Source organism: Shewanella carassii (genome assembly GCF_019670705.1).
Lineage (GTDB): Bacteria > Pseudomonadota > Gammaproteobacteria > Enterobacterales > Shewanellaceae > Shewanella > Shewanella carassii.
Window position 1 is genome coordinate 3845140 of sequence record NZ_AP024618.1, and the last position, 24604, is coordinate 3869743.

At 56.1% G+C, this 24604-nt stretch carries 25 protein-coding genes, 1 pseudogene and 1 riboswitch; of the genes and pseudogenes, 20 read left to right on the forward strand and 6 right to left on the reverse strand.

Annotated features, from left to right (window positions below; translation table 11 throughout):
* The first annotated feature begins 10 nt into the window (after positions 1 to 10).
* From K5621_RS17250 to K5621_RS17285, 8 genes and pseudogenes are all read left to right on the forward strand, one after another.
* The gene (locus tag K5621_RS17250) at positions 11 to 331 is read left to right on the forward strand and encodes an urease subunit beta (RefSeq protein WP_039033551.1); all 321 of its coding nucleotides are present in this window, start codon (positions 11 to 13) and stop codon (positions 329 to 331) included.
* Entirely contained in the window at positions 328 to 2031 is a 1704-nt protein-coding gene (gene ureC / locus K5621_RS17255; protein WP_221049877.1) for an urease subunit alpha, read from the forward strand. Before K5621_RS17250 ends, ureC begins: the two co-directional genes overlap by 4 nt.
* A 35-nt stretch (positions 2032 to 2066) precedes the next feature.
* Positions 2067 to 2621, forward strand: a complete 555-nt coding sequence (ureE, locus tag K5621_RS17260) for an urease accessory protein UreE (RefSeq protein WP_221049878.1) — start codon at positions 2067 to 2069, stop codon at positions 2619 to 2621.
* Positions 2611 to 3354, forward strand: a complete 744-nt coding sequence (locus K5621_RS17265) for an urease accessory protein UreF (protein WP_221051233.1) — start codon at positions 2611 to 2613, stop codon at positions 3352 to 3354. Before ureE ends, K5621_RS17265 begins: the two co-directional genes overlap by 11 nt.
* Positions 3355 to 3362: 8 nt before the next feature.
* The gene (gene ureG / locus K5621_RS17270) at positions 3363 to 3983 is read left to right on the forward strand and encodes an urease accessory protein UreG (protein ID WP_039033554.1); all 621 of its coding nucleotides are present in this window, start codon (positions 3363 to 3365) and stop codon (positions 3981 to 3983) included.
* Positions 3984 to 4095: 112 nt separating this feature from the next.
* A complete protein-coding gene (locus K5621_RS17275; RefSeq protein WP_221049879.1) occupies positions 4096 to 4608 on the forward strand; it encodes a GNAT family N-acetyltransferase in 513 nt (170 codons plus the stop codon).
* Positions 4609 to 4730: 122 nt separating this feature from the next.
* A pseudogene (locus K5621_RS17280) lies at positions 4731 to 4965 on the forward strand (DUF3302 domain-containing protein); the annotation flags it as partial.
* Between the two features lie 311 nt (positions 4966 to 5276).
* Entirely contained in the window at positions 5277 to 6407 is a 1131-nt protein-coding gene (locus K5621_RS17285; RefSeq protein ID WP_221049880.1) for an HlyD family secretion protein, read from the forward strand.
* Positions 6408 to 6490: 83 nt separating this feature from the next.
* On the opposite strand, the gene K5621_RS17290 is transcribed toward K5621_RS17285, so the two are convergent.
* Both K5621_RS17290 and K5621_RS17295 read right to left on the reverse strand, forming a co-directional pair.
* On the reverse strand, positions 6491 to 8071 hold the full coding sequence (locus K5621_RS17290; protein ID WP_221049881.1) for a Na+/H+ antiporter NhaC family protein: 1581 nt from the start codon (positions 8069 to 8071) through the stop codon (positions 6491 to 6493).
* Positions 8072 to 8159: 88 nt separating this feature from the next.
* A riboswitch (Lysine riboswitch) is annotated at positions 8160 to 8331 on the reverse strand.
* A 206-nt stretch (positions 8332 to 8537) separates the two neighbouring features.
* A complete protein-coding gene (locus K5621_RS17295; protein WP_025010213.1) occupies positions 8538 to 9245 on the reverse strand; it encodes an oxidative stress defense protein in 708 nt (235 codons plus the stop codon).
* Between the two features lie 234 nt (positions 9246 to 9479).
* Between K5621_RS17295 and rimO the strand changes: the two genes are divergently transcribed.
* Positions 9480 to 10904 carry a 30S ribosomal protein S12 methylthiotransferase RimO gene (gene rimO / locus K5621_RS17300; protein WP_100144601.1) on the forward strand — a complete coding sequence of 475 codons (1425 nt, stop codon included), beginning with the start codon at positions 9480 to 9482 and terminating at the stop codon, positions 10902 to 10904.
* A 37-nt stretch (positions 10905 to 10941) separates the two neighbouring features.
* On the opposite strand, the gene K5621_RS17305 is transcribed toward rimO, so the two are convergent.
* Positions 10942 to 11166, reverse strand: coding sequence for a ribosome alternative rescue factor ArfA (locus tag K5621_RS17305; protein WP_221049882.1), 225 nt, complete (start codon positions 11164 to 11166; stop codon positions 10942 to 10944).
* A 318-nt stretch (positions 11167 to 11484) separates the two neighbouring features.
* Here K5621_RS17305 and K5621_RS17310 point away from each other — a divergent pair, with 318 nt between their 5' ends.
* Positions 11485 to 12345, forward strand: a complete 861-nt coding sequence (locus tag K5621_RS17310; protein WP_100144599.1) for a substrate-binding periplasmic protein — start codon at positions 11485 to 11487, stop codon at positions 12343 to 12345.
* A 102-nt stretch (positions 12346 to 12447) separates the two neighbouring features.
* The gene (locus tag K5621_RS17315; protein ID WP_221049883.1) at positions 12448 to 12795 is read left to right on the forward strand and encodes a hypothetical protein; all 348 of its coding nucleotides are present in this window, start codon (positions 12448 to 12450) and stop codon (positions 12793 to 12795) included.
* An 82-nt stretch (positions 12796 to 12877) separates the two neighbouring features.
* Here K5621_RS17315 and pmbA read toward each other — a convergent pair whose 3' ends face one another.
* Positions 12878 to 14221: a metalloprotease PmbA gene (gene pmbA, locus K5621_RS17320; protein WP_221049884.1), complete on the reverse strand. Its 1344-nt coding sequence runs from the start codon at positions 14219 to 14221 to the stop codon at positions 12878 to 12880.
* Positions 14222 to 14369: 148 nt separating this feature from the next.
* Between pmbA and yjgA the strand changes: the two genes are divergently transcribed.
* The 9 genes from yjgA to hydF all read left to right on the forward strand — a co-directional run bounded on the left by yjgA (position 14370) and on the right by hydF (position 22326).
* Entirely contained in the window at positions 14370 to 14903 is a 534-nt protein-coding gene (gene yjgA, locus K5621_RS17325; RefSeq protein WP_221049885.1) for a ribosome biogenesis factor YjgA, read from the forward strand.
* A gap of 132 nt (positions 14904 to 15035) precedes the next feature.
* Positions 15036 to 15440 carry a putative periplasmic lipoprotein gene (locus K5621_RS17330; RefSeq protein WP_071238680.1) on the forward strand — a complete coding sequence of 135 codons (405 nt, stop codon included), beginning with the start codon at positions 15036 to 15038 and terminating at the stop codon, positions 15438 to 15440.
* A 284-nt stretch (positions 15441 to 15724) separates the two neighbouring features.
* Positions 15725 to 16957, forward strand: a complete 1233-nt coding sequence (locus K5621_RS17335) for a [FeFe] hydrogenase, group A (RefSeq protein WP_100144591.1) — start codon at positions 15725 to 15727, stop codon at positions 16955 to 16957.
* Positions 16958 to 16967: 10 nt separating this feature from the next.
* A complete protein-coding gene (locus K5621_RS17340; protein ID WP_100144589.1) occupies positions 16968 to 17285 on the forward strand; it encodes an iron hydrogenase small subunit in 318 nt (105 codons plus the stop codon).
* Between the two features lie 10 nt (positions 17286 to 17295).
* Positions 17296 to 17961 carry a cytochrome b/b6 domain-containing protein gene (locus K5621_RS17345; RefSeq protein ID WP_100144587.1) on the forward strand — a complete coding sequence of 222 codons (666 nt, stop codon included), beginning with the start codon at positions 17296 to 17298 and terminating at the stop codon, positions 17959 to 17961.
* A 67-nt stretch (positions 17962 to 18028) separates the two neighbouring features.
* Positions 18029 to 19483, forward strand: coding sequence for a [FeFe] hydrogenase H-cluster radical SAM maturase HydG (gene hydG, locus K5621_RS17350; protein ID WP_100144585.1), 1455 nt, complete (start codon positions 18029 to 18031; stop codon positions 19481 to 19483).
* Positions 19480 to 20091 (forward strand): hypothetical protein, encoded by a 612-nt coding sequence (locus K5621_RS17355; protein WP_221049886.1) that lies wholly within the window; start codon positions 19480 to 19482, stop codon positions 20089 to 20091. The genes hydG and K5621_RS17355 overlap by 4 nt, the downstream gene beginning before the upstream one ends.
* Entirely contained in the window at positions 20088 to 21101 is a 1014-nt protein-coding gene (gene hydE / locus K5621_RS17360; protein ID WP_221049887.1) for a [FeFe] hydrogenase H-cluster radical SAM maturase HydE, read from the forward strand. The genes K5621_RS17355 and hydE overlap by 4 nt, the downstream gene beginning before the upstream one ends.
* Positions 21094 to 22326: a [FeFe] hydrogenase H-cluster maturation GTPase HydF gene (gene hydF / locus K5621_RS17365; protein WP_100144579.1), complete on the forward strand. Its 1233-nt coding sequence runs from the start codon at positions 21094 to 21096 to the stop codon at positions 22324 to 22326. Before hydE ends, hydF begins: the two co-directional genes overlap by 8 nt.
* On the opposite strand, the gene K5621_RS17370 is transcribed toward hydF, so the two are convergent.
* Together K5621_RS17370 and K5621_RS17375 are read right to left on the reverse strand one after the other, a co-directional pair.
* Positions 22286 to 23449, reverse strand: a complete 1164-nt coding sequence (locus K5621_RS17370; RefSeq protein ID WP_221049888.1) for an ABC transporter permease — start codon at positions 23447 to 23449, stop codon at positions 22286 to 22288. The genes hydF and K5621_RS17370 overlap by 41 nt on opposite strands.
* The gene (locus K5621_RS17375) at positions 23446 to 24603 is read right to left on the reverse strand and encodes an ABC transporter permease (RefSeq protein WP_221049889.1); all 1158 of its coding nucleotides are present in this window, start codon (positions 24601 to 24603) and stop codon (positions 23446 to 23448) included. The genes K5621_RS17370 and K5621_RS17375 overlap by 4 nt, the downstream gene beginning before the upstream one ends.
* Position 24604 lies beyond the last annotated feature (1 nt).

Genomic DNA, 24604 nt, shown 5'->3' on the forward strand with positions numbered 1-24604 from the left:
GAGGCAGCAGATGATCCCGGGCGAATACCGTCTCAATGAGGCACTGGGCGACATTGAAATCAATACTGGCCTGCCCAAGTTGAAAATTTCGGTGGCTAATCTGGGCGACAGGCCAATTCAGGTCGGCTCGCATTTCCACTTTTACGAGGTCAACCCCCAACTGGCGTTCGAGCGCGAGCAAACCAAGGGGTTAAGGCTAAATATTCCGGCCGGCATGGCGATCCGTTTCGAGCCCGGCCAGCAAAGAACCGTGGAGCTGGTGCCCTTTGGCGGTCGCCGGGCCATCTATGGTTTTCGCGGCGCCATCATGGGCGCACTGGAGGCAAAATGAGCAAGTTATCACGACGGGCCTACGCCGACATGTATGGCCCAACCAAGGGCGACCGAGTACGGCTGGCCGACACTGAGCTCTTCCTCGAAGTAGAGCAGGATTACTGCCGTTACGGCGAAGAGGTCAAGTTCGGTGGCGGCAAGGTGATCCGCGATGGCATGGGTCAGAGCCAGGCACTGGCGGCCGACTGTGTCGACTTGGTGATCACCAACGCCCTGATCTTGGATTACTGGGGCATAGTCAAGGCAGACATAGGCATTAAAGACGGCCGCATTCAGGCCATAGGCAAGGCCGGTAACCCGGATGTGCAGGATGGTGTCAACATAGTGGTTGGCCCGGCAACCGAAGTGGTGGCCGGTGAAGGCAAGCTGGTCACCGCCGGTGGGGTGGATACTCATATCCACTTTATCTGCCCACAACAGGCCGAAGAAGGTTTGGTCAGTGGCGTCACCACTTTTATCGGTGGCGGCACTGGGCCTGTGGCCGGCAGTAACGCCACCACAGTCACTCCGGGGATCTGGAACATGCACCGGATGCTGGAAGCCGTGGACTCACTGCCAATCAACATAGGCCTGTTCGCCAAGGGCAATGTCAGTAATAAGGAAGCACTGCGGGAACAGATAGCGGCCGGTGCCATGGGCTTCAAGATCCACGAGGACTGGGGGGCTACACCAGCCGCCATAGATCATTGCCTGCAGGTGGCCGATGAGATGGATGTGCAGGTAGCCATTCACTCGGACACACTCAACGAAGCCGGTTTCTATGAAGAAACCATTAAGGCGATCGATGGCCGGGTCATTCATGTGTTTCACACCGAAGGCGCCGGTGGCGGCCATGCCCCGGATGTGATCAAGTCAGTGGGAGAAGCCAATATTCTACCGGCCTCTACCAATCCCACCATGCCTTACACTGTCAACACAGTGGATGAGCACTTGGATATGCTGATGGTCTGTCATCACCTGGATCCGGCCATTCCCGAAGATGTGGCCTTTGCCGAGTCGCGCATTCGCCGCGAGACCATAGCCGCCGAGGACATACTGCATGATCTCGGAGCCATCTCAGTAATGTCCTCCGACTCCCAGGCCATGGGCCGGGTCGGGGAAGTGATAATGCGTACCTGGCAGTGTGCCCACAAGATGAAGCTGCAACGCGGGCCTCTGGCGGGAGACACGGAGCACAACGACAACCAGCGCATTAAACGCTATCTGGCCAAGTACACCATCAACCCGGCGATCGCCCATGGCATAGCCCATGAGGTGGGTTCGATAGAGCCGGGCAAACTGGCCGATATCGTGCTCTGGGATCCGGCATTTTTCGGGGTTAAACCTGCGCTGGTGCTCAAGTGTGGCCTGACAGCCTATGCCCCTATGGGCGACATTAATGCAGCCATTCCCACCCCGCAACCCGTGCACTATCGCCCCATGTATGCCTGTTTTGGCCAGGCGCTGCACAGCAGCTCCATGCTGTTTCTGTCCAAAGCGGCCATCGCAGCGGATATCCCAGGTAAGTTGGGGCTCAAGAGTCGCATAGGTGAAGTGAGGGGCTGTCGCAACATAAGTAAAAAACAGATGCTGCATAACGACTATACCCCGGAGATCCAACTGGATTCCCAAACCTATGAGGTCAAGGCCGATGGTGTGCCGCTGGTGTGTGAACCGGCCACTGAGTTGCCCATGACCCAGCGCTACTTCCTGTTCTGATATTCGGGCCTTGAAACCAAGAGGAGCAAGTTTAGATGATCCATTTTTGTCAACGCCTGGAAGCCGATGAATGCCAACAGACCCCGACACTGCAGCTGTGGCTGTCGATGGATGAACGGGTTCGCAGCCGCCAAAGAGTGACCTTGAGTGACGGCAGCGAAGCCGGGTTGTTTCTGCCACGCGGTACTGTCCTCAAAGAGGGCGATATTCTCAAGGCGGAAACGGGCGAGTTGGCCAAGGTTTTTGCCAAGGCCGAAAGCCTGTCTGTGGTCAGCAGCTCAGACCCACTGCTGCTGGCTCGTGCCTGCTATCACCTGGGGAATCGTCATGTGCCGCTGCAGATAACCCAAGGCCAATGCTGTTACCTGCACGATCATGTTCTGGACGAGATGATTAAGGGACTCGGACTCACGGTCAGCTATCGCCAGGACAAGTTCCAACCCGAGGCGGGGGCCTATGGTGGCAGTGCCCACGGCCATAGTCACGGCCATAGTCACGGTAATAGTCACGGTAATAGTCACGCCCATAGTCACGGCAATAGTCATGGGCACTCTCACGAACATGCTCACGACCACAGCCATGACCACTAATATCTGCCCAGGCCGGGTTCCAGCCTATGGGCAGCAGTGCCTTGAGCCTCAGACCAAGGCCCCCGGCGAGCTTGGCCGCTTGCGCCTCTATCAGTTGGTGAGTCCGTCTCTGCCTGTGGGGGGCTTTACCTATTCCCAAGGACTGGAATGGGCCATAGAGCGGGGCTGGGTCAAAGACCCTGTCACCCTGGGACACTGGCTGCAAAACCAACTTAAAGACAGCCTGGCCACCTTGGAGCTGCCCTTGCTGATGCGTCTGTGTCAGGCGCTGGCGCAGGAACACGTCTCTGCGGCGAGCGACTATTGCCGCCTACTGCTGGCCAGTCGCGAAACCGCAGAACTAAGGCAGGAAGAACGCCAGCGCGGTCAGGCCTTTGCCAAACTGCTGCCACAACTGGGGATCCCACTTGCGTCCGAGGAACGGGAACTGGTGCTGCAAACCCAATTGGCGGCCTTTGCCCTCGCAGCCAAACACTGGCAACTGCCGACATATGAACTGTGCGAGGCCTATTGCTGGAGCTGGCTCGAAAATGCCGTCACTGCCGGCGTCAAGCTGATCCCCTTGGGACAGAGTGCCGGTCAGCAGCTGTTGCTGCAACTGAGCGCCGAGATCCCCGAGGCGCTGCAAAAGGCGCAAGACTGGCCCGAGGCCGATATCGGCAGCTATACCCCGGCGCTGGCCATTGCCAGTGCCCGCCATGAAACCCAATACACCCGACTGTTTCGTTCATGAGAGAAAATATGCAAACAACCAAACAACCTTTGCGCATAGGCGTTGGCGGCCCCGTTGGTTCGGGCAAGACAGCACTGCTGGAAGTCCTGTGCAAGGCGATGCGTGACAACTACAACCTGGCCGTGGTCACCAACGATATCTATACCCAGGAAGACGCCAAAATTCTCACCCGCGCCGAGGCCCTGAGCGCCGACCGCATCATAGGCGTGGAAACCGGTGGCTGCCCCCATACGGCAATTCGCGAAGACGCCTCTATGAATCTCGCGGCAGTGGAAGAACTGACGGCGCGCCATCCCGGCCTGGATCTGGTCTTTGTCGAGAGTGGTGGCGACAACCTCAGTGCCACCTTCAGCCCGGAACTGGCAGATCTGACCATCTATGTAATAGATGTGGCCGAGGGCGAGAAGATCCCCCGTAAGGGCGGCCCGGGCATTACCCGCTCCGATCTACTGGTGATCAACAAGATAGATTTAGCACCCTATGTCGGTGCCTCACTGGAAGTGATGGCCGAAGATACCGCCAGAATGCGCCCCAACAAGCCTTGGGTGTTCAGCAACCTCAAGCAGGGGCAAGGGGTGGCTGAAATCATCGACTTTATTGTCACCCAAGGCATGCTGGATCAGCACTGAGCCTGAGCAGTGCCTGCCACCTGGGCAGGCACTGTTTTTGATATCCAGTCCATTAGGTGGCACGCCGACCGGCTTGTGGCATACTCAGGCGAAACCACCTTGGGAGCCTGGAATGCATCTGTGTCACTGCCAACTTGAGCAACATGGCGAAGCGATACGCGCCATCCTCAACCATGCCATTGCCCATACCACAGCCCTTTATGAATACCAGCCAAGGAACAAGCAGCAGATCCGCGACTGGTTCGGCGCCAAACAACAAGGCAGCTGGCCAATTCTGGGCGCCGAGGATGAGCAGGGGCAACTGTTGGGATTTGCCAGCTTCGGCCCGTTTCGCGGCTATCCAGCCAACCTCTACTCGGTGGAACATTCTGTGTATGTGCACCCGGAGCATAGAGGCAAAGGGGTGGCGCGCTTTCTGATGCAGCATTTGATAACCCAGGCCCGGGAGCGCGGCATGCGCACCATGGTGGGCGCCATAGATGCCGGAAACCAGGCCAGTATTGCCCTGCACCTGAAGTTGGGGTTCAAGCACTCAGGCACCCTGCCCCAGGTGGGCTATAAGTTCGGCCGTTGGCTGGATTTGGCATTTTATCAGCTTATGCTGCCGGGACCTGCCGAGCCCTAACCCTTTCGGGCGCGAGTCGGTTTTAGTCTTATGCCCCTGAAAAAATTCATCATTCCCGGGCAATCCGCCAGCGGCCATCTACACTTATTCAAGCGTATTTACCAATAAGGGAATCCGATTAGATGACACTGGATTATATCGCGCTGGGGCTGCTGATCTTTGTCGCCCTGGTGATCTTCTACGGGGTGATAGTGATCCACGACATCCCCTACGAACTGGCCAAGAAACGCAACCACCCCCATCAGGACGCTATTCACTACGCAGGCTGGGTGAGCCTGTTTACCCTGCATGTGCTGTGGCCGTTTCTGTGGATCTGGGCCACGCTCTGGCGCGAGGACAGGGGCTGGGGCTTTGACAAAATTCAACAGGAGCAGCAATCACTGCACCATGAAACCGTACTTCTGGCGCAGCAGTTGGAGCTATTGAGTGAAAAAGTCGCCGCCCTGGAAGCCCAAAAGCATGCCGCCACAGAGGCCCTTGCCGCGCCGAGTGCCCAAGTCCAAAGCCAAAGCCAAGCCCCAACCCAAGTCCAAACATCTTCAGAAGAGCCCCAAGCCGCCCCCAAACCCACCAGCGGCGTGGACTTGGATACGGCAGCAGACTCGACCGACATTCCAGGTACAGATAATCAGACCCAAAGCAATAACAAGAATGGGGAGAACAGATAAATGGATCTCTTGCTTATCCTCACTTACACCGCCATCTGTGTCGCCATCTTCAAGATTTTCCGCATTCCACTCAACAAGTGGAGCGTGCCCACCGCCGTGCTCGGCGGAGTAGTGCTGATAGGCACCTTGATTTTGTTGATGAACTACAACCATCCCCATACCGCCATGGGCAGCCAGATGTATGTCACCACCCCGCTGATCCCCTCGGTGCGCGGCAAGGTCATAGAAGTGCCCGTCACCCCCAATAAACTGCTGAAAGAGGGCGAGTTACTGTTCCGGGTCGATCCGACTCCTTATCAGACAGAAGTCACCCGGCTGGAGGCCAGCCTGGAGCAGGCTAAACAGGCGGTATTGGGGCTGGACGCCGCCTATAAGGCCGCCGAGGCCAGTCGCATCAAGGCCGAGGCCGAACGGGACAGAACCCAACTGGAATATGAGCGCTACCGCAGCGGTTTTGAAAAAGGCGCCTTCACCCGTGCCGATGTCGACAACCGTCGTCAGTACTATCTCGGCGCCCAGGCCTCAGTAGAGGCGGCCGAGGCCGAAGCCCGGCGCGCCAAGCTGGCACTGGAAGCCGAGTATCAGGGGCAAAACACCCAGGTGGCCGAAATTGCCGCCATGTTGGAAAAAGCCAGATTCAATCTGGAGGAAACCAGCATGCGCGCCCCCTCAGACGGTTATGTGACCCAGTTGACCCTGAGACCGGGAATGATGGTGGTGCCCATGCCCCTCAGGCCTGTGATGACCTTTGTCCATCAGGAGGAGCGCTTCTTTGTCGGCGCCTTTAGGCAAAACTCGCTGCTGCGGCTGAAACCCGGTTTCAAGGCCGAGCTGATCTTCCGCGCCCTGCCGGGCAAGGTGTTTCAAGCCGAAGTGGTCGAAGTGCTGCCGGCCATAGGTGAATCTCAGGTGCAGGCGCAGGGGCAGCTCTATGGCTCGTCACAAATTCGCCTCAACGGCCGACCTCTGGTGAAACTCAAGCCGCTGGATGATCTGAGTCAGTATCATTTGCCACTGGGTACCAATGTGGAGATCGCCATCTATTCCGATAGCTTTGAGCATGTATCAATCATGCGTAAGGTATTGATAAGGATGAAAAGCTGGCAGAACTATCTCTATCTGGATCACTGAGACTCCTTATCTTCGCGAGCCTTTGGCAAGAGTAAAAAGCCCCCGGAAAAACTCCCGGGGCTTTTTGGTATCCCATCTCAGCCTCAGCCGATGGCGGCCTCGGGAGCCGCCTGGAAGCGCCTGGCGTGATAGAGGCAGAAGAGTGCAAACCAGGCGGCACTCACCAGGAAACCGGCCAGGGTGGAATGCAGCAGCCCCATGGCCAGATAACCCAGTGCTGCCCCGAAGGCGACGGTCAGGGCATAAGGCAACTGGGTCAACACATGATCTATATGGTGACAGCCGGCGCCGGTGGCCGACAGAATACTGGTACTGGAGATGGGCGAACTGTGGTCGCCAAACACAGCACCGGCCAGCACAGCCGACAGCATGGGCAGCAGGAGTTGGATATCGCTGGCGGCGGCCATATCTCCGGCGAGTGGCAACATGATACCGAAAGTGCCCCAACTGGTGCCTGTGGCAAAGGCCATGGCGCAGGAGAGCACAAACACCACCACAGGCAGCAGCCCTGTGGGCAGGTTGCCGTTAGCCAGGCTGGCGAGATATTTGCCGGTTTCCATGTCACGCACCACGGCGCCTATGGTCCAGGCAAACAGCAGTATGTTGATCGCCGGCAACATGGCCATGACGCCTCTGGGGGCGGCGCGCAGCCAAGTGGCGATCCCAAGGCCGAGACGCAGAGCCAACAGGCCGGACACCGCCAGGCTGCAAAGGGCGCCATAAACCAAAGATGAGCCCACATTGGTATGTTCAAAGGCTCCCAGCACGCTGAAGGCCTGACCATTGGCGGCCAATACCTGGGCCCCGGAGTCCAGCATGAAATAGATACTCGCCGCCGTCAGTGTCACTATCGGCAACACCATATCCAGCATGCCGCCGCGGCTGTCGGCCGGGGCTTCCATATCCAGCCCGATTGGCCGGCCCTTGGATTCATCCCAGAGCTTGCCTTCGAGCGCCCGCTGCTCATGCTGTCGCATCGGCCCAATATCCAGTTGGAAGGCGATGACCACCACCACCATGATCAGGGTAAATACCGCATAGAGATTCATGGGGATCATCTGCACAAAGGCGGCGATCGGGCTCTGCTCTGTCACCCCATGGGCCACGAGTATGCCGCCCACCAGGGCGATGATATAGGCCCCCCAGGAGGAGATGGGCATCAATACGCATACGGGCGCCGCAGTCGAGTCCAGCAGATAGGCCAACTTGGCGCGGGAGATCTGGAATCTGTCGGTCACAGGGCGGCAAATGGGCCCCACCGACAGGCTGTGGAAGAAGTCGTCAATAAAAAAGGCAAACACCATCAAGCCGGTGAGCGACTTGGCGCCCTTGCGGCTCTGGCAGCGCCTGGCGGCCCATTCGGCGAAGGCCCGGGTCGCACCCGAGGCGGTCATCAAGCTGATAAGCCCACCCAGCAGCAGCATAAACAGCAGCATATTCAGGTTATCGCTGTTGGGAGCACCATCGACCCAGAAGATTTTCAGCACACTGTCAACCAGGTAGCGCAGCGATTGCAGCGGTGAAAACTGCTGCAACATCAGGCTGCCGACGACTATGCCTACCCCAAGGGAGAGCAGTACTCTACGGGTGATGATCGCCAGCGCAACCGCCAGCAGAGGAGGAACTATGGACCAGGGAGAGTCCGCAAAATGCATGATATTCATGATCTCTTTACACCTAAAACAACTAAGGTGGAGATCTACCGATAGGATCGAAGAAACTCAGACCAAGGAGGGCAGAAACTTCTCAGCTCCTTCAGGTAGCGCTCCATAGTGGATGACTATGGCAGTCCTGCACCTATTAGATACAGAACCAGCAGTCAGGTTTGATGACCTGGCTACTTCGGCGCCGACTCCTTTCCCCGGGCCTCAAAGGCATCACCCTCTTCCCGGTTACTCTTAGGCAGCGCGCCTCTACTCAAAGGTATTCGACTGGCATTCTAACTATCACGGCCCCAATAGCAAGCTGGATTGTGCCTCTGGCGGTAAATATCCCGCTAGGCGGGCATTAAGCCTAGGGGAAGTGACTCATGTCACGGCCTAGCAATACCGGCACCGCTTGTTCACGAGCCACGGTTAAAAACTGCTTCGCTGCATCAGCGAGCCGGCGGCTCTCACCCGAATGCTTACTTCAGTCACGCAGCTTGTAGCTGACCTCTACCCTGTCGGAGAAGGTTACCTGGCCATACTCATAGCTCTGGTTGATAGCGCCTTCAGCCATCATGGCGGCCTTGTACATCACTGGGCGCACCGGGCCTTGGTCGAAATAACGAATCGACCAGACGCCATCGAGTTTCTCGCCAAATCCGGCCGCCAGCTCACTGGCCTTTTGCTTGGCATCTTCAATGGCCGCCTGCCGCGCCTGCTTGCGCATCTCGGCTTCTTTACTGGACTTGAGGTTGATCTGGTTCACCTTGTTGATCCCGCCTATTAACGCCGAGTCCAGTATGGGATTGAGCTGATCCAACTGTTTCACCAACACGGTCACACTACGACTGGCGCGATACCCCTTGAGCTCGGGCGCCTTGTCCTTGAGGTAAACATACTCAGGTTGCAGATTCAGATTGGCGGCGGCAATCGACTCCTTAGCGACCCCGGCCTTGAGCAGGCGCTCGATAAAAGCGGCCACAGCCTTGTCGGATGCGGCCTTGGCCGCCTTGGCATCAGATTCGCTTAATGACACTTCAACATGGATTTCGGCCATATCGGGCTCAACCTGTATCTGGCTGACGCCTGTGGTTTCCAGTAGAGGTCTATCCTGAGCCAGTACTGAGTGGCTCATCAGAGTAGCGGGTAACAATGCGCCTATCAGCGCCAGATTCAGCAGAGATTTTTTCATCTTGGTTCTCCAAAAAGTTCGCTTCGTTGACCATAGAAACGCAGCCAGCTGCCAAAAGGGTTAAAAAAATCAAAAAATTTTTCAACGACGTTTTGAAGCGGCAACCGAGATGGCAACATAGAACATAAATCAACCAGTCCAACTGTACCTTTTTATTGGCTGAGGTATAATCGCCGCCAATTTTACCGGCACCCAAGCGTGCTCCATCAGCTTTAGCATTGCGGAAAACAGCTCTTGAAGAAATCAGTCGACATTTTTGATCCCAAGCAGACCACGACTCTGGACACTCCGGCCAAGACTCTGGCACAGGGAAACAGCCCTGCCGAGGCCCAAACCAGCGGCAATCGCATCGGCTTTGTCAGCCTGGGCTGCCCCAAGAACCTGGTGGATTCCGAGCGGATCCTCACCCAACTGCGCATCGACGGCTATGAGGTTACCAACAGCTATGACAATGCCGACCTGGTAATAGTCAACACCTGTGGCTTTATCGATGCCGCGGTGGAAGAGTCGCTGGATGCCGTGCGTGAAGCGCTGGAAGAAAACGGCAAGGTGATAGTCACCGGCTGCCTGGGCGCCAAGGAAAACCAGATCCGCGAAGTGCATCCGGATGTACTGGAGATCACCGGCCCCCACAGCTATGAGGCCGTGCTGAACCATGTGCACAAGTATGTGCCCAAGCCGGAGCACAACCCCTTCACCTCGCTGATCCCACAAGCCGGCGTTAAGCTGACCCCCAAGCATTATGCCTACCTGAAGATTTCCGAAGGCTGCGACAACCGCTGTACCTTCTGCATCATTCCGGCGCTGAGGGGCGATCTGGACAGCCGCAGTGTCGGCAGCGTGCTGGATGAAGCCAAACGCCTGGTGGAAAGCGGCGTTCAGGAAATTCTGGTCGTCAGCCAGGACACCTCGGCCTACGGCAAAGACAAGGGCGGCCGCACCGACTTCTGGAACGGCATGCCGGTGAAGCAAGATATCACCACCCTGGCCCGCCATCTGGGCAAGATGGGTGTGTGGGTACGCCTGCACTATGTCTACCCTTACCCTTGGGTCGATGAGCTGATCCCGCTGATGGCCGAAGGACTGATCCTGCCCTATCTGGATCTGCCGCTGCAGCACGCCAGCCCTCGCGTGCTCAAGATGATGAAGCGTCCCGGCCGGGTCGACCGCCAGTTGGACGCCATCAAGAAATGGCGTGAGATCTGCCCGGATCTGGTGATCCGCTCAACCTTTATCGTTGGCTTCCCCGGTGAAACCGAAGAGGATTTCGAAATCCTGCTGGACTTCCTGCGTGAAGCAAGGCTGGACCGAGTGGGCTGCTTCAAGTACTCGGAAGTCGATGGCGCCGTGGCCAATACCTTGGCCGAGCTTATCAGTGAAGAGGTCAAGCAGGACCGCTATGAGCGTTTCATGCAGGTGCAGGCCGAGATCAGTGCCGAGCGGCTGGCGCGCCTGGTAGGCCGTGAGCTGGATGTCCTTATCGATGATGTGGACGAGGAAGGCGCCATTGGCCGCTGCTATGCCGATGCGCCTGAAATCGACGGCATGGTATTCTTAAACGGTGAAGTGGAACTAAGCCCAGGGGACATGGTGCGCGCACTGATCACTCATTCTGATGAGCACGATCTGTGGGCCGAACTGGTGCAGATGCCGGAATAAACTCTCCCAACACCTTGGAGAAATCTTTCTTGAGGTGTCAGCAGGGTGAAAAGATTAGAGTCATTAAATCAAAAGGGGCAACACCCTGTTGCCCCTTTCCATTGCGTCCTTTACGACTGTATGATCCTTTGCCCTTCTTCGGCTTCTCGCTGCGACAGCGAAACAGTGAACTGGTCACCACCGCCTTGAGGGCGTTATCTTTGATCTGTCCACGACCGGATTCATGCTCCAGCAGTGCAGTCTGCTTAATATGTTTGACCATATCGGCTCCTTATTTCAATTGGATGAGACTTGCCCGACTATACCGGACAAAAATCGCGCAAATACTACTCCCTTTTATCCACAACACCAACTCCTTCTTCCCTGTCGCAGAAAATTTTGCTCGGCCAAAAACCTGGGCCGGACATTCGCGAGCGGCAGCATAGATCCTGTAACTGACTCTGTATACAAACAGGCCAAGCCGGTCAATAATCATGCGAAATACTATAGCCCAAAGTACAATGTCGAACGGCATATTAATCATGTTATTAAAAGCACTCGAGACTCAGTCTGTTTCAGTCAATCCGGGAGGTTTTGTTCTGTGACAATCAAGTTCTGTTGTCTGGCACTGCTGGCTATCGTTTGTTCATCACAAGCGCTTGCCGCCAAAACCTGTGAGCTAACCATGGGCTATCGCACCAATGCCCGGCCCCCCTTTATTGCTCAGGCCCCGGATAACAGCGGCCTCTATCTCGGCCTCTATCAAGAGGCGGCAGCCAGAATAGGCTGCAGTCTCAAGATTATACGCGCACCTAAAAAGCGCATCCTTCGGGAAATCGCCAAGGGTAATATCGACTTCTATCCCGGACTGGCCTTCTCCCAGGAACGCAACCGTTATGCCTATTTCATTGCCAACGGTCTATCTGAACGCTATATCGGCGTCAGTCGCGATGACCTGAGTGATATCACTTCGCTGCAGCAACTGGTAGACAAGCAGCTGGTGCTGCTGATCTCTCCCGGCAGTTATCAACTCGGGGGGCTGCCGGATCAACTGATAACGCGAACCCCACCTGATATGGGCACAGACTCGGCGATAGCCTTTCTCAAACAGCATCAGGGCGATTTCTATATTTATGATGAGTCCAGTCTGAAATATTGGCTGGAAAGCCATCCACAGCGCGGGCTGAAACTGCATCCAGACTGCTGCGAACTCCCGCGTCAGGGACACCTGGGATTCTCACGCAAGAGTCGTTATTTCAATGCCCGTGTCAACCCAGACTATGTTGCCGACGAGCCACTCTCCATCGACAACAACCCTAAAGAATTGCGACCGGGCAGCATCGCCTATGCGTTACAACAAGCACTGCAGAACATGGCCAGCAGTGGTGAGACCGAGCGGCTCTTGCAACACCATATGCAGCTGAGCCAGGGTTCGACCAAGATGCCTCACTCCCACGGATAATAATGATCTTGCCGTCAATAACTCAGGCTGAGGTACTCGAAGTTCAGCCTGAGTCCAGCATACTGGCGTTACCATGCGGCTTTGAGTCCGGAGAGTTATCAGATGTTTTCCCGCAAACCATTGGCCCCTCAGGCACAATTGAACTTGGCCATGAACTTGATGGCCGAAGAAGAGCAGTACTTGAAAACCGCGTTAGAGCAGGTGCTGCACAGCCGTCTACAAGCGATAAACAAACGCCTACAGCGGGCTAAAATCGATGCCGATATCTTCCCGCCGGTTCACCCGGACTATCTCAATGCCATGGCACTGCAATATATGTTCACCATCTTGCATCAAGGAGACGAGCACAGAGCCCACAGTATCTGCAATAACTTAAAAGAGCTCAGCCCAAGGCGGCAGAGCGCTTTTGAGAGCACAGACCCGAGCGAAAGCGCCTATCGTCCCCTGTAAGGTCCCGCAGAGAGCTTGATTCCATCAAGAGCCCCTAAAAAAGCCCGCCTGAGTGGCGGGCTTCAGATCATGATAAACCGGCTCAGTTACCGGCTATCTTCATCTCATCGAGCAATATTGCCCCGGTACGGATGCTGGAGCGCAGATCTCTGTCGCTGGAAACCGCCTGCATGGAACGGTACATCTGCTTCAGGTTACCGGCTATGGTGATCTCCTCGACCGGGAACTGGATTTCGCCATTCTCGACATAGAAGCCGGCGGCGCCGCGGGAATAGTCGCCGGTAACCATATTCACGCCCTGACCCATCACCTCTGTGACTATGAGCCCGCGGCTCATGGAACGCACCAATTCATCAAAACTGTGGCCGGTATCGGCCAGCGTCCAGTTGTAGATGCCGCCGGCATGGCCGGTATTGACCAGTCCCAGCTTGCGCGCCGAGTAACTGGTCAGCAGGTAACTCTCCAGTGTGCCGTCACGGACTATATCCCGCTCACGGGTCGCAACCCCTTCGCTGTCATAGTTGGCACTGGCCAGAGCGCCTTTGAGATGCGGCTGCTCGGCAATGCTGAACCATTCGGGGAAAATCTGGGTGTGGATAGCATCCTGCAGGAAGCTGGACTTACGATACAGGCTTGAGCCACTGATGGCGCTGACCAGATGCCCCACCAGACCTGTGGCCACTTCCGGCGCAAACAGCACAGGCAGTTTGCCGGTTGCCAGTTTGCGGGCACCGAGACGGGCAACCGTCTTATCGGCAGCCTTAATCCCCACCTGCTCCGGGCTCAACAAGGCGTCGAAGCAGCGGTTGATACCATAGTCATAGTCGCGCTGCATATCGCCGTTGTCTTCGGCGCCAATCACCACACAGCTGAGGCTGTAGCGCGAGCTGCAGTAGCCCTGCAGGAAACCATGGCTGTTACCATAGACCTTGACGCTGTTGTGGGCGTTGGCACTGGCACCATCCGAATTCTTGATCCTCGGGTCTCTGTCCAGCGCTGCAGCTTCGGCGCGAATGGCCAACTCGGCCAATTCTTCCGGGCTGGTGTGACGGGGATGATAGAGATCCAGATCGGGAAAATCTTTCGCCATCAACTCAGGATCGGCCAAACCGCTGGCAGGGTCTTCACTGGTATAGCGGGCGATACCATCGGCGGCCTTAACCGCTTGGCGAATCGCCTCCGGCGACAGATCCGAGGTAGAAGAGCTGCCCTTGTGTCCATCGCGATACAGGGTGATCCCCAGCGCGCCATCCTTGTTGAATTCGACCGTTTCCACCTCCTTGAGGCGAGTGGAAACACTCAGGCCCTGTTGCTTGCTGATGGCCACCTCGGCAGCACTGGTGCCCAGGCTATTGGCATACTCCAGCGCCATTGCCACCGCGTCTTTCAACGCACTCAGTTCACTATCAATAAAATTTGCAGACACAGGTTTACTCTTGAATTGGCTAAACTGCCCCTAGCATAACAAAAGCCGGCTTTATTCACATAACCACGACAGATCAATTTTGCTGCCGTAGAAGACGAAGCGCCAAGGGGGATGCTACAATCAGCGCCAGTATCAGAGGAAAGACTTTATGAAAATAGTTGGCGATTCAGAGCATTTTAAACAGCCTTATGATGAGGACGAGGACTATATCAGCAAGACCTCGCTCAAACGCGACAGTGAAGAGGCTCAGGATCTGGGCAAGCAGCTGGCAGCGCTGAGCAAGAGTCAGTTGGCTAAAATTGAGATGGGTGAGTCCCTGTTTGATGCCATCATGCAAACCAAGAACATCAAGCCCAATACCGAGGCCTTCCGTCGTCAGTTGCAGTTTATCGGCAAGCTGATGCGCAACGAAGATCTCGAGGCAATTCAAACCTCGCTTGAGCGGGTGCTGAACAAGAACAATGAAGCGGCCGCCAAGGCTCAAGTATTTGAGAAGTTGCGTGACCGTTTGCTCAGTGGTGGCGATGCCGAAGTGCAGTCCCTGCTGGAGGAGCACCCGCAACTGGACAGGCAAAAACTCAGGCAACTGGTGCGTCAGGCCAATAAGGAGCTGACCAAGGGGCCTCAGTCCAAGTCCTCTGCCGAGCTGTTCAAGTATTTGCGCAGCGAACTGGAAGGCTGATTCAGTCTGCCATACCATAAAAAACGCCGGCCCTGATGCTGGCGTTTTTTGTTGCCAAGACGTTATAATCCGGCGCGGATAACACGGAAAAGTAATACCCCATAAATATCGCATCCAATAAAGGACGGATTAATGCGTAAATTGACTCTTGCCTCACTGGCTTGTACCGGCGCACTGCTGGCAGGCTGTAGCTCAACCCCACAACCCATCATAGCCCAGGAAAAAACCGTCGAAGTGAAAGGCCAAACGCTGAAGCTCGGTGGACGCTATTTTTCCGACAAGAAGAAACTGGAACTGACAGTCAACGGTGATCCCATAATGCGCGGCACCTTCCCTCCATATACCCCAACCCAAAACCTGGGTGGCCGTTATAAAGAGATGGAGATCGACGGCAAGTGCTACTTCGGCTCCGTGCTCGGCAGCCAAGGTGGTGCCTTTGGCATTATTGCCAGCGCGGTGCAATCCTCAAAATCCAGCAATGGCGACAAGTGCGAAATCCTGGTTGACGGCAAAAGTGTCGAAAACCTCTACTTCTAATGCTCGAACGCTGTAAATAACCAATTTTCCGTGTTATTCCTATTAACGCCGTTCAAACTCATAAAAAAGAACATTACTAAGTCAAAAAGTCCCACTTCACCGGATCGCCGGCAAATTTCATCATATTTCATATAAAAACTTGTGAAATCTCCAGGTTGATTTGCTGTGGATCACAGATAGCTTGCCATCATTCCCTATAATGCCTTCGCCCTTTCACAGGGCACGACAAATACTTAAGCAATTAGAAAATAAGAACATTCTCAGATAACAAGGAACGCATTGCCATGACAGCAACCAGCTATCAGCCAGGAGAGATCCGCGGACTGATCCAGATAGATGCGCTCAAATGCAAAGGGTGTGACGCCTGTAAACAATTTTGTCCCACTCATGCTATTGAGGGCGCATCCGGTGCCCCCCATAAGATTGATGAAGAGCGTTGCCTGAGCTGCGGCCAGTGTTTGATCAACTGTCCGTTCGGTGCCATTCATGAAACCCAGAGTGCCTTGGATACAGTATTAACCAAGCTCCAGGATCCCAACACTGAAGTGGTCGGCATTCTGGCTCCAGCAGTACGGGTTGCCATAGGTGAAGCCTTCAATCTGCCCAAGGGGCAACTGCTGACCAATAAACTCTATGGCGCCATGCACCAAGCGGGATTTAAAATTTTCGACTGTAACTTCGCCGCTGACTTGACCATTATGGAAGAGGGTTCTGAGTTCATTCACAGACTGCACGCCAATTTGCGTCAGGAACCCGATGCCGGCAAGCTGCCACAGTTCACCTCCTGCTGCCCTGGCTGGGTTCGCTTCCTGGAAATCGAATATCCCAACCTGTTGCCACATCTTTCTACCGCCAAGTCGCCACAACAGATGGCCGGTACTGTCGCCAAAACGTATGGCGCTAAAGTCTACGATATGGCTCCGGAAAAGATCTTCACTGTGGCGGTTATGCCTTGTACTTCGAAAAAACTCGAAGCATCACGTCCAGAGTTCAAATCAGCCTGGCAATTCCACCAACAACATGGCAACGATGCCGCACCTTACGCCGATATCGATGTGGTACTGACCACCCGCGAGATGGCCGAACTGCTCAAGCGCCTCAACATCAACCTACCCGATGTGGCCGAATATAAGGGTGATAGCCTGTTTTCCCAATACACAGGGGCTGGCACCATTTTCGGTAACACAGGTGGCGTGATGGAAGCCGCTGTACGTACCGCACACAAGGTACTCACAGGCGAAGAACTGGCCAAACTGGAGCTGACTCCGGTACGCGGTCTGGAAGGCGTCAAGGAAGCCGAACTCACCATTCATGACAAACAGCTGCAGCAAGATGTGCAACTGAAGGTCGCCGTGGTACATGACATGGGCCGTAATATCCGTCCATTGCTGGATCAGATTATGGCCGGCACTTCACCCTACCACTTTATCGAAGTGATGAACTGCGCCGGTGGTTGCGTCAACGGTGGCGGTCAACCGATCAACGGCTCAGGAACATCCTGGGTTGCTCAACTGTAAGGAGTTGCTCATGACAGACAAGTATCAATTTACCGAAGATGGTTTTCTGCTGTCACGGCGTCGCTTCATGGCCGTGGGCGCAGCCATTCTGACCGTACTGGCGTTGCCTGTAGGTTGGCTCAGCAGCCGTATCGCCAAGCGCAACGAATACATCAAGGCGCGTGCCGATGCACTTTATCTGGATGATGCCATTGCCAAGTACCGCGTCAGCCACGCCAACCCAGCCATTGCCCGCTATTACAGCGAATTTGGCGGTGAACCCTTGGGGCATCTGTCGCACGAGTTGCTGCACACCCATTTTGTCGATCGCACTAAACTGAAATCCTAAGGAGTCGGCTATGCATCAGGACAATCGTCCCATTCTCAAGCACCCGCTGAATGTTCGGGTGTTCCACTACATCTTGCTGCTGAGCTTCCTACCACTGGCGGCTACCGGGCTGTTGTTGTTCTTTAAACCCTTGAGCGACAGCGCCATGGGGCTGACCTATGACATTCATATTGTCGCCGGTGTCATCATGTCACTGGATGCGGTGGCCTTCACCCTGATGGCATTCGACCGTGTCGTGCTGTTCACCAACAGAGTATTCACCTTCGGTGGCAACGATGTCGGTTGGTTCAAGGTACTCGGTGGCTACCCACAGAAGTTTTTGCTGGGTAAGAAGGTTGCCGTGCCTCCTATGCGCAAGTACAACTCTGGACAGAAACTGTTCGGGGTTTGCGTTCTGCTCGGCGGTACTGCACTGATTATCACAGGTCTGGCGCTGTGGCTGGTTCCCTATGCAATCCCACGTGATACCGCTTGGTTGCTGGGCATGATCCACCTGGGTTGTGGCCTGCTGCTGACAGCATTTTTGCCCATTCACCTGTTCCTGGCGGTTTACCGCTTCGACGATTTCAAGGCGATGATGCTGCACGGTAAAGTGCCTTATCACGACGCCGCCGAATACACGCCACTATGGGTACAGGAGGAGGTCGTTCCGGTTTCTACCAAGCACGCCGAGTAACCCTCCCCTTCTTTAAATTCAGGGAGCGCAGTTTGACTGCGCTCCTTTTTTCACAGGAGAGCCACAGATGTCAGGCCCTTTGATATCAGACCCGCTTGTATCGGGCCATGCCGAGACGATTCAAGTCAAAGACTATAACCCCACAGTGAATTTTATTGATGATGACGCCATCTGGTCGTTGCTCAACAATAATCAACAACCCGACAAAGAAGCCGTGCGTCAGGTGTTGGAAAAAGCCCGCCGTTTGCAGGGGCTGACTCTGGAGGAAGTAGCGGTTTTACTGCAAAACCAGGACGCCACTGTAGACGAAGAGCTGTTTGCCGTTGCCCGTGGCATCAAAGATGCCATCTATGGCAATCGCATTGTACTGTTCGCTCCCCTGTATGTTTCCAACTATTGCGCTAACGCTTGCAGCTATTGCGGCTTCAGCGCCGACAACCATGAGCTGCCACGCAAGACTCTGAGCGAGCAGGAGCTGATCGCCGAAGTGGAAACCCTGGAAGAGATGGGCCACAAACGGATCCTGGCGGTCTACGGTGAGCACCCGCGCAATAACGCCCGCGCCATAGTCGACTCCATCAAGACCATGTATAGCGTGCGCAAAGGCAAAGGCGGTGAGATCCGCCGCATCAATGTCAACTGCGCCCCCATGGACACAGAAGACTTCAAGCTGCTGAAGACGGCCGCCATAGGCACCTATCAATGTTTTCAGGAAAGCTACCACAGAACGACCTACGAACAGGTACACCTCAAGGGCCGCAAGAAGGACTTCCTCTATCGTCTCTACGCCATGCACAGAGCCATGGAAGCCGGTATCGACGATGTGGGCATTGGCGTGCTGTTTGGTCTCTATGACCACAGATTCGAGCTGCTGGCCATGCTCGCCCATGTACAGCAACTGGAGCAGGATTGTGGCGTAGGTCCACATACCATCTCCTTCCCGCGGATTGAGCCCGCCGATGGCTCCAGCCTGTCGGAGCGGCCTCCCTATGCGGTCGATGACGCCACCTTCAAACGCCTGGTAGCCATTACCCGCCTGGCAGTGCCCTACACAGGGCTGATTATGAGCACCCGCGAAAGTGCCGAACTCAGACGTGAACTCCTGAGCCTGGGGGTTTCACAGATCAGTGCCGGCTCTCGTACTACCCCAGGTGGCTACAATCAGGAAGACGATGCGGCCCAATTTAGCCTGGGCGATCACCGCAGCATGGATGAAGTGGTATTGGATCTGGTCAAGCATAGCCATTCCATCCCCTCATTCTGCACCGGCTGTTACCGTAAGGGCCGTACCGGCGATCACTTTATCGGCCTGGCCAAGCAGCAGTTTATCGGCAAGTTTTGTCAACCCAACGCCTTGATCACCTTCAAGGAATACCTCAACGACTACGCCAGTGAGCAGACCCGTGAAGCCGGCGAAGCCTTGATAGCCGCCGAGCTGGATAAACTCAGTCCCGCCAGAAGACGCAATATCGAGGCTTGCCTCACGCGCACCGATGCAGGCGAGAGGGATATCTATCTGTGAAAGGTCGTACCCTGGTACTGGCACCCGGTTGTCGACTCTATGCCGGGCTACCAAAACAACAGCTGAAGTCGGCACTGAGCCGCGCCCGGCGAGTGGCCCTGCATGCCGGCCACTATGCCAATTTCAGTGAAGGGGCGATAGATCAGCTGCTGCGACAAAGACTGCAAAGCAGTCAGCTGTCGCAGCTGTTGATAGTGACACAAGAGTTACAAAGCGAAGCCGGGCTGGCGTTTGGCAAAATGTTGCGCCCAGAGTCCTCCGAGGCGGAAATCCTCGAGGAATACCGGGTGTCTCAGCATTGGAGCAAGCAACTCGCCACCTCCTGGCCCGAGCAGGTGACGGCAGTCAACAGTAAGCTGGCCGCCAGCGCGCCTTTGCTGCTGCTCGATGATCAACTGTTTGTCGGCCACTATGCCCATAGCCCACATCTGGCGCCTTTGGGATTGTGGCTCAAGTTGGACAGCCGCGAGCTGGGGCTGCCACCGGCGGGCCTATGGCAACGGATGCAAGGCCGCACCAAGGTCGCTGCCACACCCTGGCAACAGGCCTTGTATCGCTACGCCGATGAGCTGGCACAAGTGCTGAAACAGGCGGGAGTCCAAGCATGAAACCGGCAGAGACTCTCGGAAGATTGGAAATCAAGGCGTTATTGGCAGGAGAGGCCGATGACTGGCTGTTTGCCCGTGCCGATGAGGTCAAGCGTCAATACTTCGGTCAGGAGATCTGGCTCAGAGGCATAGTGGAGTTTTCCAGTTATTGCCGCTGCGACTGTCACTACTGTGGCCTGAGAGCCGCCAATCGCGACATTGAGCGTTACCGGCTCAGCCACCAGGAAATCATCGACTCGGCCCTCAAAGTAGATAAAGCCGGCATCGGCACCCTGGTGCTGCAATCCGGGGAAGACAGCCGCTTTCGCCAGGATGGCATAAGCCGCATCCTCAGCACTATCAAACAGCAAAGCCAGTTGGCCATCACGCTATCTTTGGGTGAACGCAGCCACAGTGAACTGGCGCTCTGGCGCGAAGCCGGCGCCGATCGCTATCTGTTGAAACTGGAAACTCTCGATGCCGAGCTCTATAGCCGCCTGCGTCCGGGAAGAGTGCTGGACAAACGCCTAAGGCTACTGGAAACCCTCAAGAGCCTGGGATATGAGACAGGTAGCGGCATTATCTGTGGCCTGCCGGGCAGCAAGAGCGATGCCCTGGCTGACGCCCTGTTGGCGCTCTCAGCCATGGAACTGGAGATGTTGGCGGTCGGTCCCTTCGTCAGTCATCCACAAACCCCGCTGGCAAACACGGCCAACGGCAATGTGCTCGAGTGCCAACGGGCCTGCGCCATACTCAGATTACTTAACCCCGGCGCCAACATACCAGCCACCAGCGCCCTGGATGCCCTGCAAAGCGGCGCTAGGCTCGACTCCCTGAGTCGCGGCTGCAATGTGCTTATGCCCTCGTTCACGCCACAGAAAGACAGCAGTAAATACCTTATTTACCCCGGCAAGAATGCCTCCGGCTGCCCGCTGGAACAGCGTCTCGCCGATATCAGACTCAGCCTCAAAGCCCGCGGCTTGCATTGCTCTGCGGACAGAGGCAACGCCAGGAGACAAATTAATGTGTAATTCGGCCCCCAATGCAGCCCCCCGCGGAGTCAGACTGCACATAGTATTGTGTGGTCGTCGCAACGCCGGGAAATCCTCCCTGCTCAATTACTTATCCAACCAACAGAGTGCCATAGTCTCTGAGACCAAGGGCACCACTACAGATGCGGTGCGCAAGCCCTTTGAGCTGCATCCGGTCGGCCCCGCTACCCTGATAGATACCGCCGGACTGGACGATACCGGCGCTCTGGGGCTTCAGCGAATAGCCGCCAGTCGCCGGGCGTTGCAACAGGCCGATATCGCCGTCTATGTGCTGGATGAACAGGGGTTGGATGAGTTTGACCGCGACTGGCTGTTGCTGCTGCAAAGCTGGCAGCTGCCGATCCTGGTGGTAGCGAACAAGCAAGATCTGGCGCCGTTGCCCGCAGAGCATCAACACTGGCTCAACGACCAAGGCATCAAATTCTTATGCCTGTCGACCCAAGAGGCAAAACACCGGGAAGACTTGGTCGAGCAGCTGGTTCAACTGGTACCGGCCGATTTTCGCCGCGATCCCGTGCTGGCCGCCGACTGTTACCGCACCGGAGAGCAGCTGCTGCTGGTCGCCCCGATAGATTCAGCCGCCCCCAAGGGCAGATTGATTTTGCCTCAGGTGCAGGTTCTCAGAGAAGCGCTGGATAACGGTGCCATCGCCAGCATCTGCCGTGAGTCTGAGCTGGCCACAGCCTTAGCCGCCATGCCCACGCCACCGGCACTGGTAGTGACCGATGCCCAGGCGGTGAGACAAGTGGCCGCTCAGGTACCCGACAGCATTCCGCTGACCACCTTCTCCACCCTGTTTGCCCGGGCCAAGGGCGATCTACCGGCCCAGCTGCAAGGCGCCGAGATGCTCGAAAGGCTTGAGGATGGCGATCGGGTATTGATCGCCGAAGCCTGTAGCCATGAGGTGCAGGATGAAGATATAGGTAGAGTGAAGATCCCGGCGGCCATCGGCAAATTGACCGGCAAGCAGTTGCAGTTCAGCGTCTGTGCCGGCCATGACTTTCCGGCCGATTTGGAACGCTACAAACTGGTAGTCCATTGTGGCGCCTGTATGTTGGGTCGGGCAGAGATGCAGCGGCGCATTCTCGAATGTCGCCGCCGCGGTGTTGCCATCACCAACTACGGGCTGGTACTAGCCAAAGCCAGTGGGGTGCTGAAGCGGGTCAGTGCGCCGCTGCTGGCAGCTGACGCCGACGCCAACTAACGCCCCAAACCGCCAGAGGGAAGAACAGCAACAATAGCCCCCACAAGTGTAACCATTTGGGGGCTATGGCTGCCCACTCGGCTCCCATCTGATTCAACTGCAACATTCCCATAATCGCCGGTACCGCCGGGATCACCTGCGACAGCCACACCAAGGGCTCAGGGATCAGTGCCAAGGGCCAGACAAAGCCGCTGACAAACAGAATAGGCATAGAAACCAAGAGTATCACCTGGGTCGGCAACTCGCGCCGCACAAACAGGCAACTGAGCGCTACCCCGGCGCTGGCCGTGGTCAGTAGAAAAGGCAACATCAGCAACAACACCTGCCCCAGACTCGCCTGTAGACTCACCTGATAGGCGTAGTAACACCAGCCAATATAGAGCGCACTGAACAAACAATAGAGCAGACTGAAGGCCAACACCCGCGCACTGACCAGCATCAAGGGGCTGACCCGGTTCCAATAGCCCGGCTGACGCCATTGCCCGGCGCCGAGTATGCCTGCGCCTATCAGTAAGGTCTGGTGCAAAATCAGCAGAAACAAGCCTGGCACCACATAGGGGGTATAACCCAAACCTTTATTAAACGCGGGCACGGCATTGAGTTTAATCGGCGCCAGACTCTGAGCGGCGGCCTCAGGGCTCTGGCCCGAGGCCAATAGTCCCTTGAGCTGGATTTGCTTGCCGGCATCCATACCGGCACTCACCAAACCTTCTACCACAGCGGAATAGATCAGGAAGTAACTGGCATCACCGCCGAAGCTCAAGGTCGCGCCCCGTCCCAGCAACAGATCGCGGCGAAAATCAAACGGGATCACCAATAAACCATGGGCGCGGCCATCGGTGATCCAGGCCTTGGCTTCGTCGATGGAGCCGACCCGGCCGACAACCTGAATACGGGCACTGGCATCGGCGTGACGGATAAGCCGCCGTGACAGCGAAGAGTTATCGTGATCCACCACCACCAACTGCTGCTCTGTGGGTACTTGATGCAGATAGGGCAAGGGATAGAGCACGGCATAGAAGAGCACGCCGCCAAACAGGGTCAAAGAGATCGCCTTGTCACGCACCAAGGCGCGTAAATCCAACCAGATCAACTGCCATAACGAAAGGGACTTGGCTGTCATAACCTCTCCTCAAGCGGCAACTGCGACTGCAGCACCCTGGCATAACGACGGGCGAAGAACCAGCTGGGGATCAACAGCAGCAGAAAGCCGAGATAACCCAGCGCCTGAGGCAGCAAGCTGATCGGCCCGGCGCCATAGCTCACCAACGCCACATGCGACTCTATATAGTGGCTTGATGGCATCAACAGACGCCACCACTGCGCCAGCAGCGGCATTTCTCCGGTCGGGAAGGTAATGCCCATAAAGGCAAAGGCGGGTGCAAACAGCGCGGTGCAAAAGCTGATCACCCTGGCGCAGTCGGCTAGCATAAAGAAAATCCCCTGCACCCAGAGCCAAACGCCCATCAACATCAAGAGTTGCATCGGCAGCAGCCACAGGAGTTGCCCGGCAATCGGCAGCCCCAGCAGCTGATACAGCAACACCAAAATAAAGCCGCCGTGTAGCAGCATAAAGGCGCCGTTGACCATAAACTTACTCAAAAGCACGGAGGGCATACCCAGGCGGAAGCATTCGCCCAAGGTATCCTGGCGCAGCTCACGGTTGAGACTGCCGGCAAAGGCCAGCATGGCAAATAACTGCCACAAAGCTATCAGCACTGGCGGCACCAGGAAGCCGACATAGTTGTTATTGCGGTTGAACAGCGCCGTAGTTTGGGTGCTCACAGGGCTGAGACGCACCTCAACCTGGGACGGATTGACACCGGCCGCTAGTTGCTTGAGCCTGGCCACCTGCTGCAAACCATCGGCTAGGGTCAGCTGCAACTGACTGGCCAGCAGCTTGCCCACCAGCAAAAACTGGCCGTTGTAACGTAAATCTATGGTGGGAGTGTGCCCGGTCAGCAGTTCCTGTTTCAGGCCATAGGGCAAGATGACCAAGGCATAGACCTCACCGCGGCGCATCGCCTCGACCGCCTCGTCCAGCGCTAGATAGCGCCTGGGGGCGGTGACAGGATTAGCCTCAAGATGACGCCCAAGCTCACGACTGAGGCTGGAGTTATCCTGATCCACCAGCGCCACCGGCAACTGCCTGGGCAACCCGGCGGAGAACAACCACCAAAGACAGAGCACACCGATAAGCGGCAGATAGCTTATCAGTGCCAGCTGCCAGGGATCGCGCCAGACAGCCTGCCACTCTCGCCGAAGCAACTTCTTCATA

Bases quoted from the DNA above. Each gene is read 5' to 3' on its own strand.
- K5621_RS17250 (WP_039033551.1), top strand. From the start codon at position 11: ATGATCCCGGGCGAATACCGTCTCAATGAGGCACTGGGCGACATTGAA.
- ureC (WP_221049877.1), top strand. From the start codon at position 328: ATGAGCAAGTTATCACGACGGGCCTACGCCGACATGTATGGCCCAACC.
- ureE (WP_221049878.1), top strand. From the start codon at position 2,067: ATGATCCATTTTTGTCAACGCCTGGAAGCCGATGAATGCCAACAGACC.
- K5621_RS17265 (WP_221051233.1), top strand. From the start codon at position 2,611: ATGACCACTAATATCTGCCCAGGCCGGGTTCCAGCCTATGGGCAGCAG.
- ureG (WP_039033554.1), top strand. From the start codon at position 3,363: ATGCAAACAACCAAACAACCTTTGCGCATAGGCGTTGGCGGCCCCGTT.
- K5621_RS17275 (WP_221049879.1), top strand. From the start codon at position 4,096: ATGCATCTGTGTCACTGCCAACTTGAGCAACATGGCGAAGCGATACGC.
- K5621_RS17285 (WP_221049880.1), top strand. From the start codon at position 5,277: ATGGATCTCTTGCTTATCCTCACTTACACCGCCATCTGTGTCGCCATC.
- K5621_RS17290 (WP_221049881.1), bottom strand. From the start codon at position 8,071: ATGAATATCATGCATTTTGCGGACTCTCCCTGGTCCATAGTTCCTCCT.
- K5621_RS17295 (WP_025010213.1), bottom strand. From the start codon at position 9,245: ATGAAAAAATCTCTGCTGAATCTGGCGCTGATAGGCGCATTGTTACCC.
- K5621_RS17305 (WP_221049882.1), bottom strand. From the start codon at position 11,166: ATGGTCAAACATATTAAGCAGACTGCACTGCTGGAGCATGAATCCGGT.
- K5621_RS17315 (WP_221049883.1), top strand. From the start codon at position 12,448: ATGTTTTCCCGCAAACCATTGGCCCCTCAGGCACAATTGAACTTGGCC.
- yjgA (WP_221049885.1), top strand. From the start codon at position 14,370: ATGAAAATAGTTGGCGATTCAGAGCATTTTAAACAGCCTTATGATGAG.
- K5621_RS17330 (WP_071238680.1), top strand. From the start codon at position 15,036: ATGCGTAAATTGACTCTTGCCTCACTGGCTTGTACCGGCGCACTGCTG.
- K5621_RS17335 (WP_100144591.1), top strand. From the start codon at position 15,725: ATGACAGCAACCAGCTATCAGCCAGGAGAGATCCGCGGACTGATCCAG.
- K5621_RS17340 (WP_100144589.1), top strand. From the start codon at position 16,968: ATGACAGACAAGTATCAATTTACCGAAGATGGTTTTCTGCTGTCACGG.
- K5621_RS17345 (WP_100144587.1), top strand. From the start codon at position 17,296: ATGCATCAGGACAATCGTCCCATTCTCAAGCACCCGCTGAATGTTCGG.
- hydG (WP_100144585.1), top strand. From the start codon at position 18,029: ATGTCAGGCCCTTTGATATCAGACCCGCTTGTATCGGGCCATGCCGAG.
- hydE (WP_221049887.1), top strand. From the start codon at position 20,088: ATGAAACCGGCAGAGACTCTCGGAAGATTGGAAATCAAGGCGTTATTG.
- hydF (WP_100144579.1), top strand. From the start codon at position 21,094: ATGTGTAATTCGGCCCCCAATGCAGCCCCCCGCGGAGTCAGACTGCAC.
- K5621_RS17370 (WP_221049888.1), bottom strand. From the start codon at position 23,449: ATGACAGCCAAGTCCCTTTCGTTATGGCAGTTGATCTGGTTGGATTTA.
- K5621_RS17375 (WP_221049889.1), bottom strand. From the start codon at position 24,603: ATGAAGAAGTTGCTTCGGCGAGAGTGGCAGGCTGTCTGGCGCGATCCC.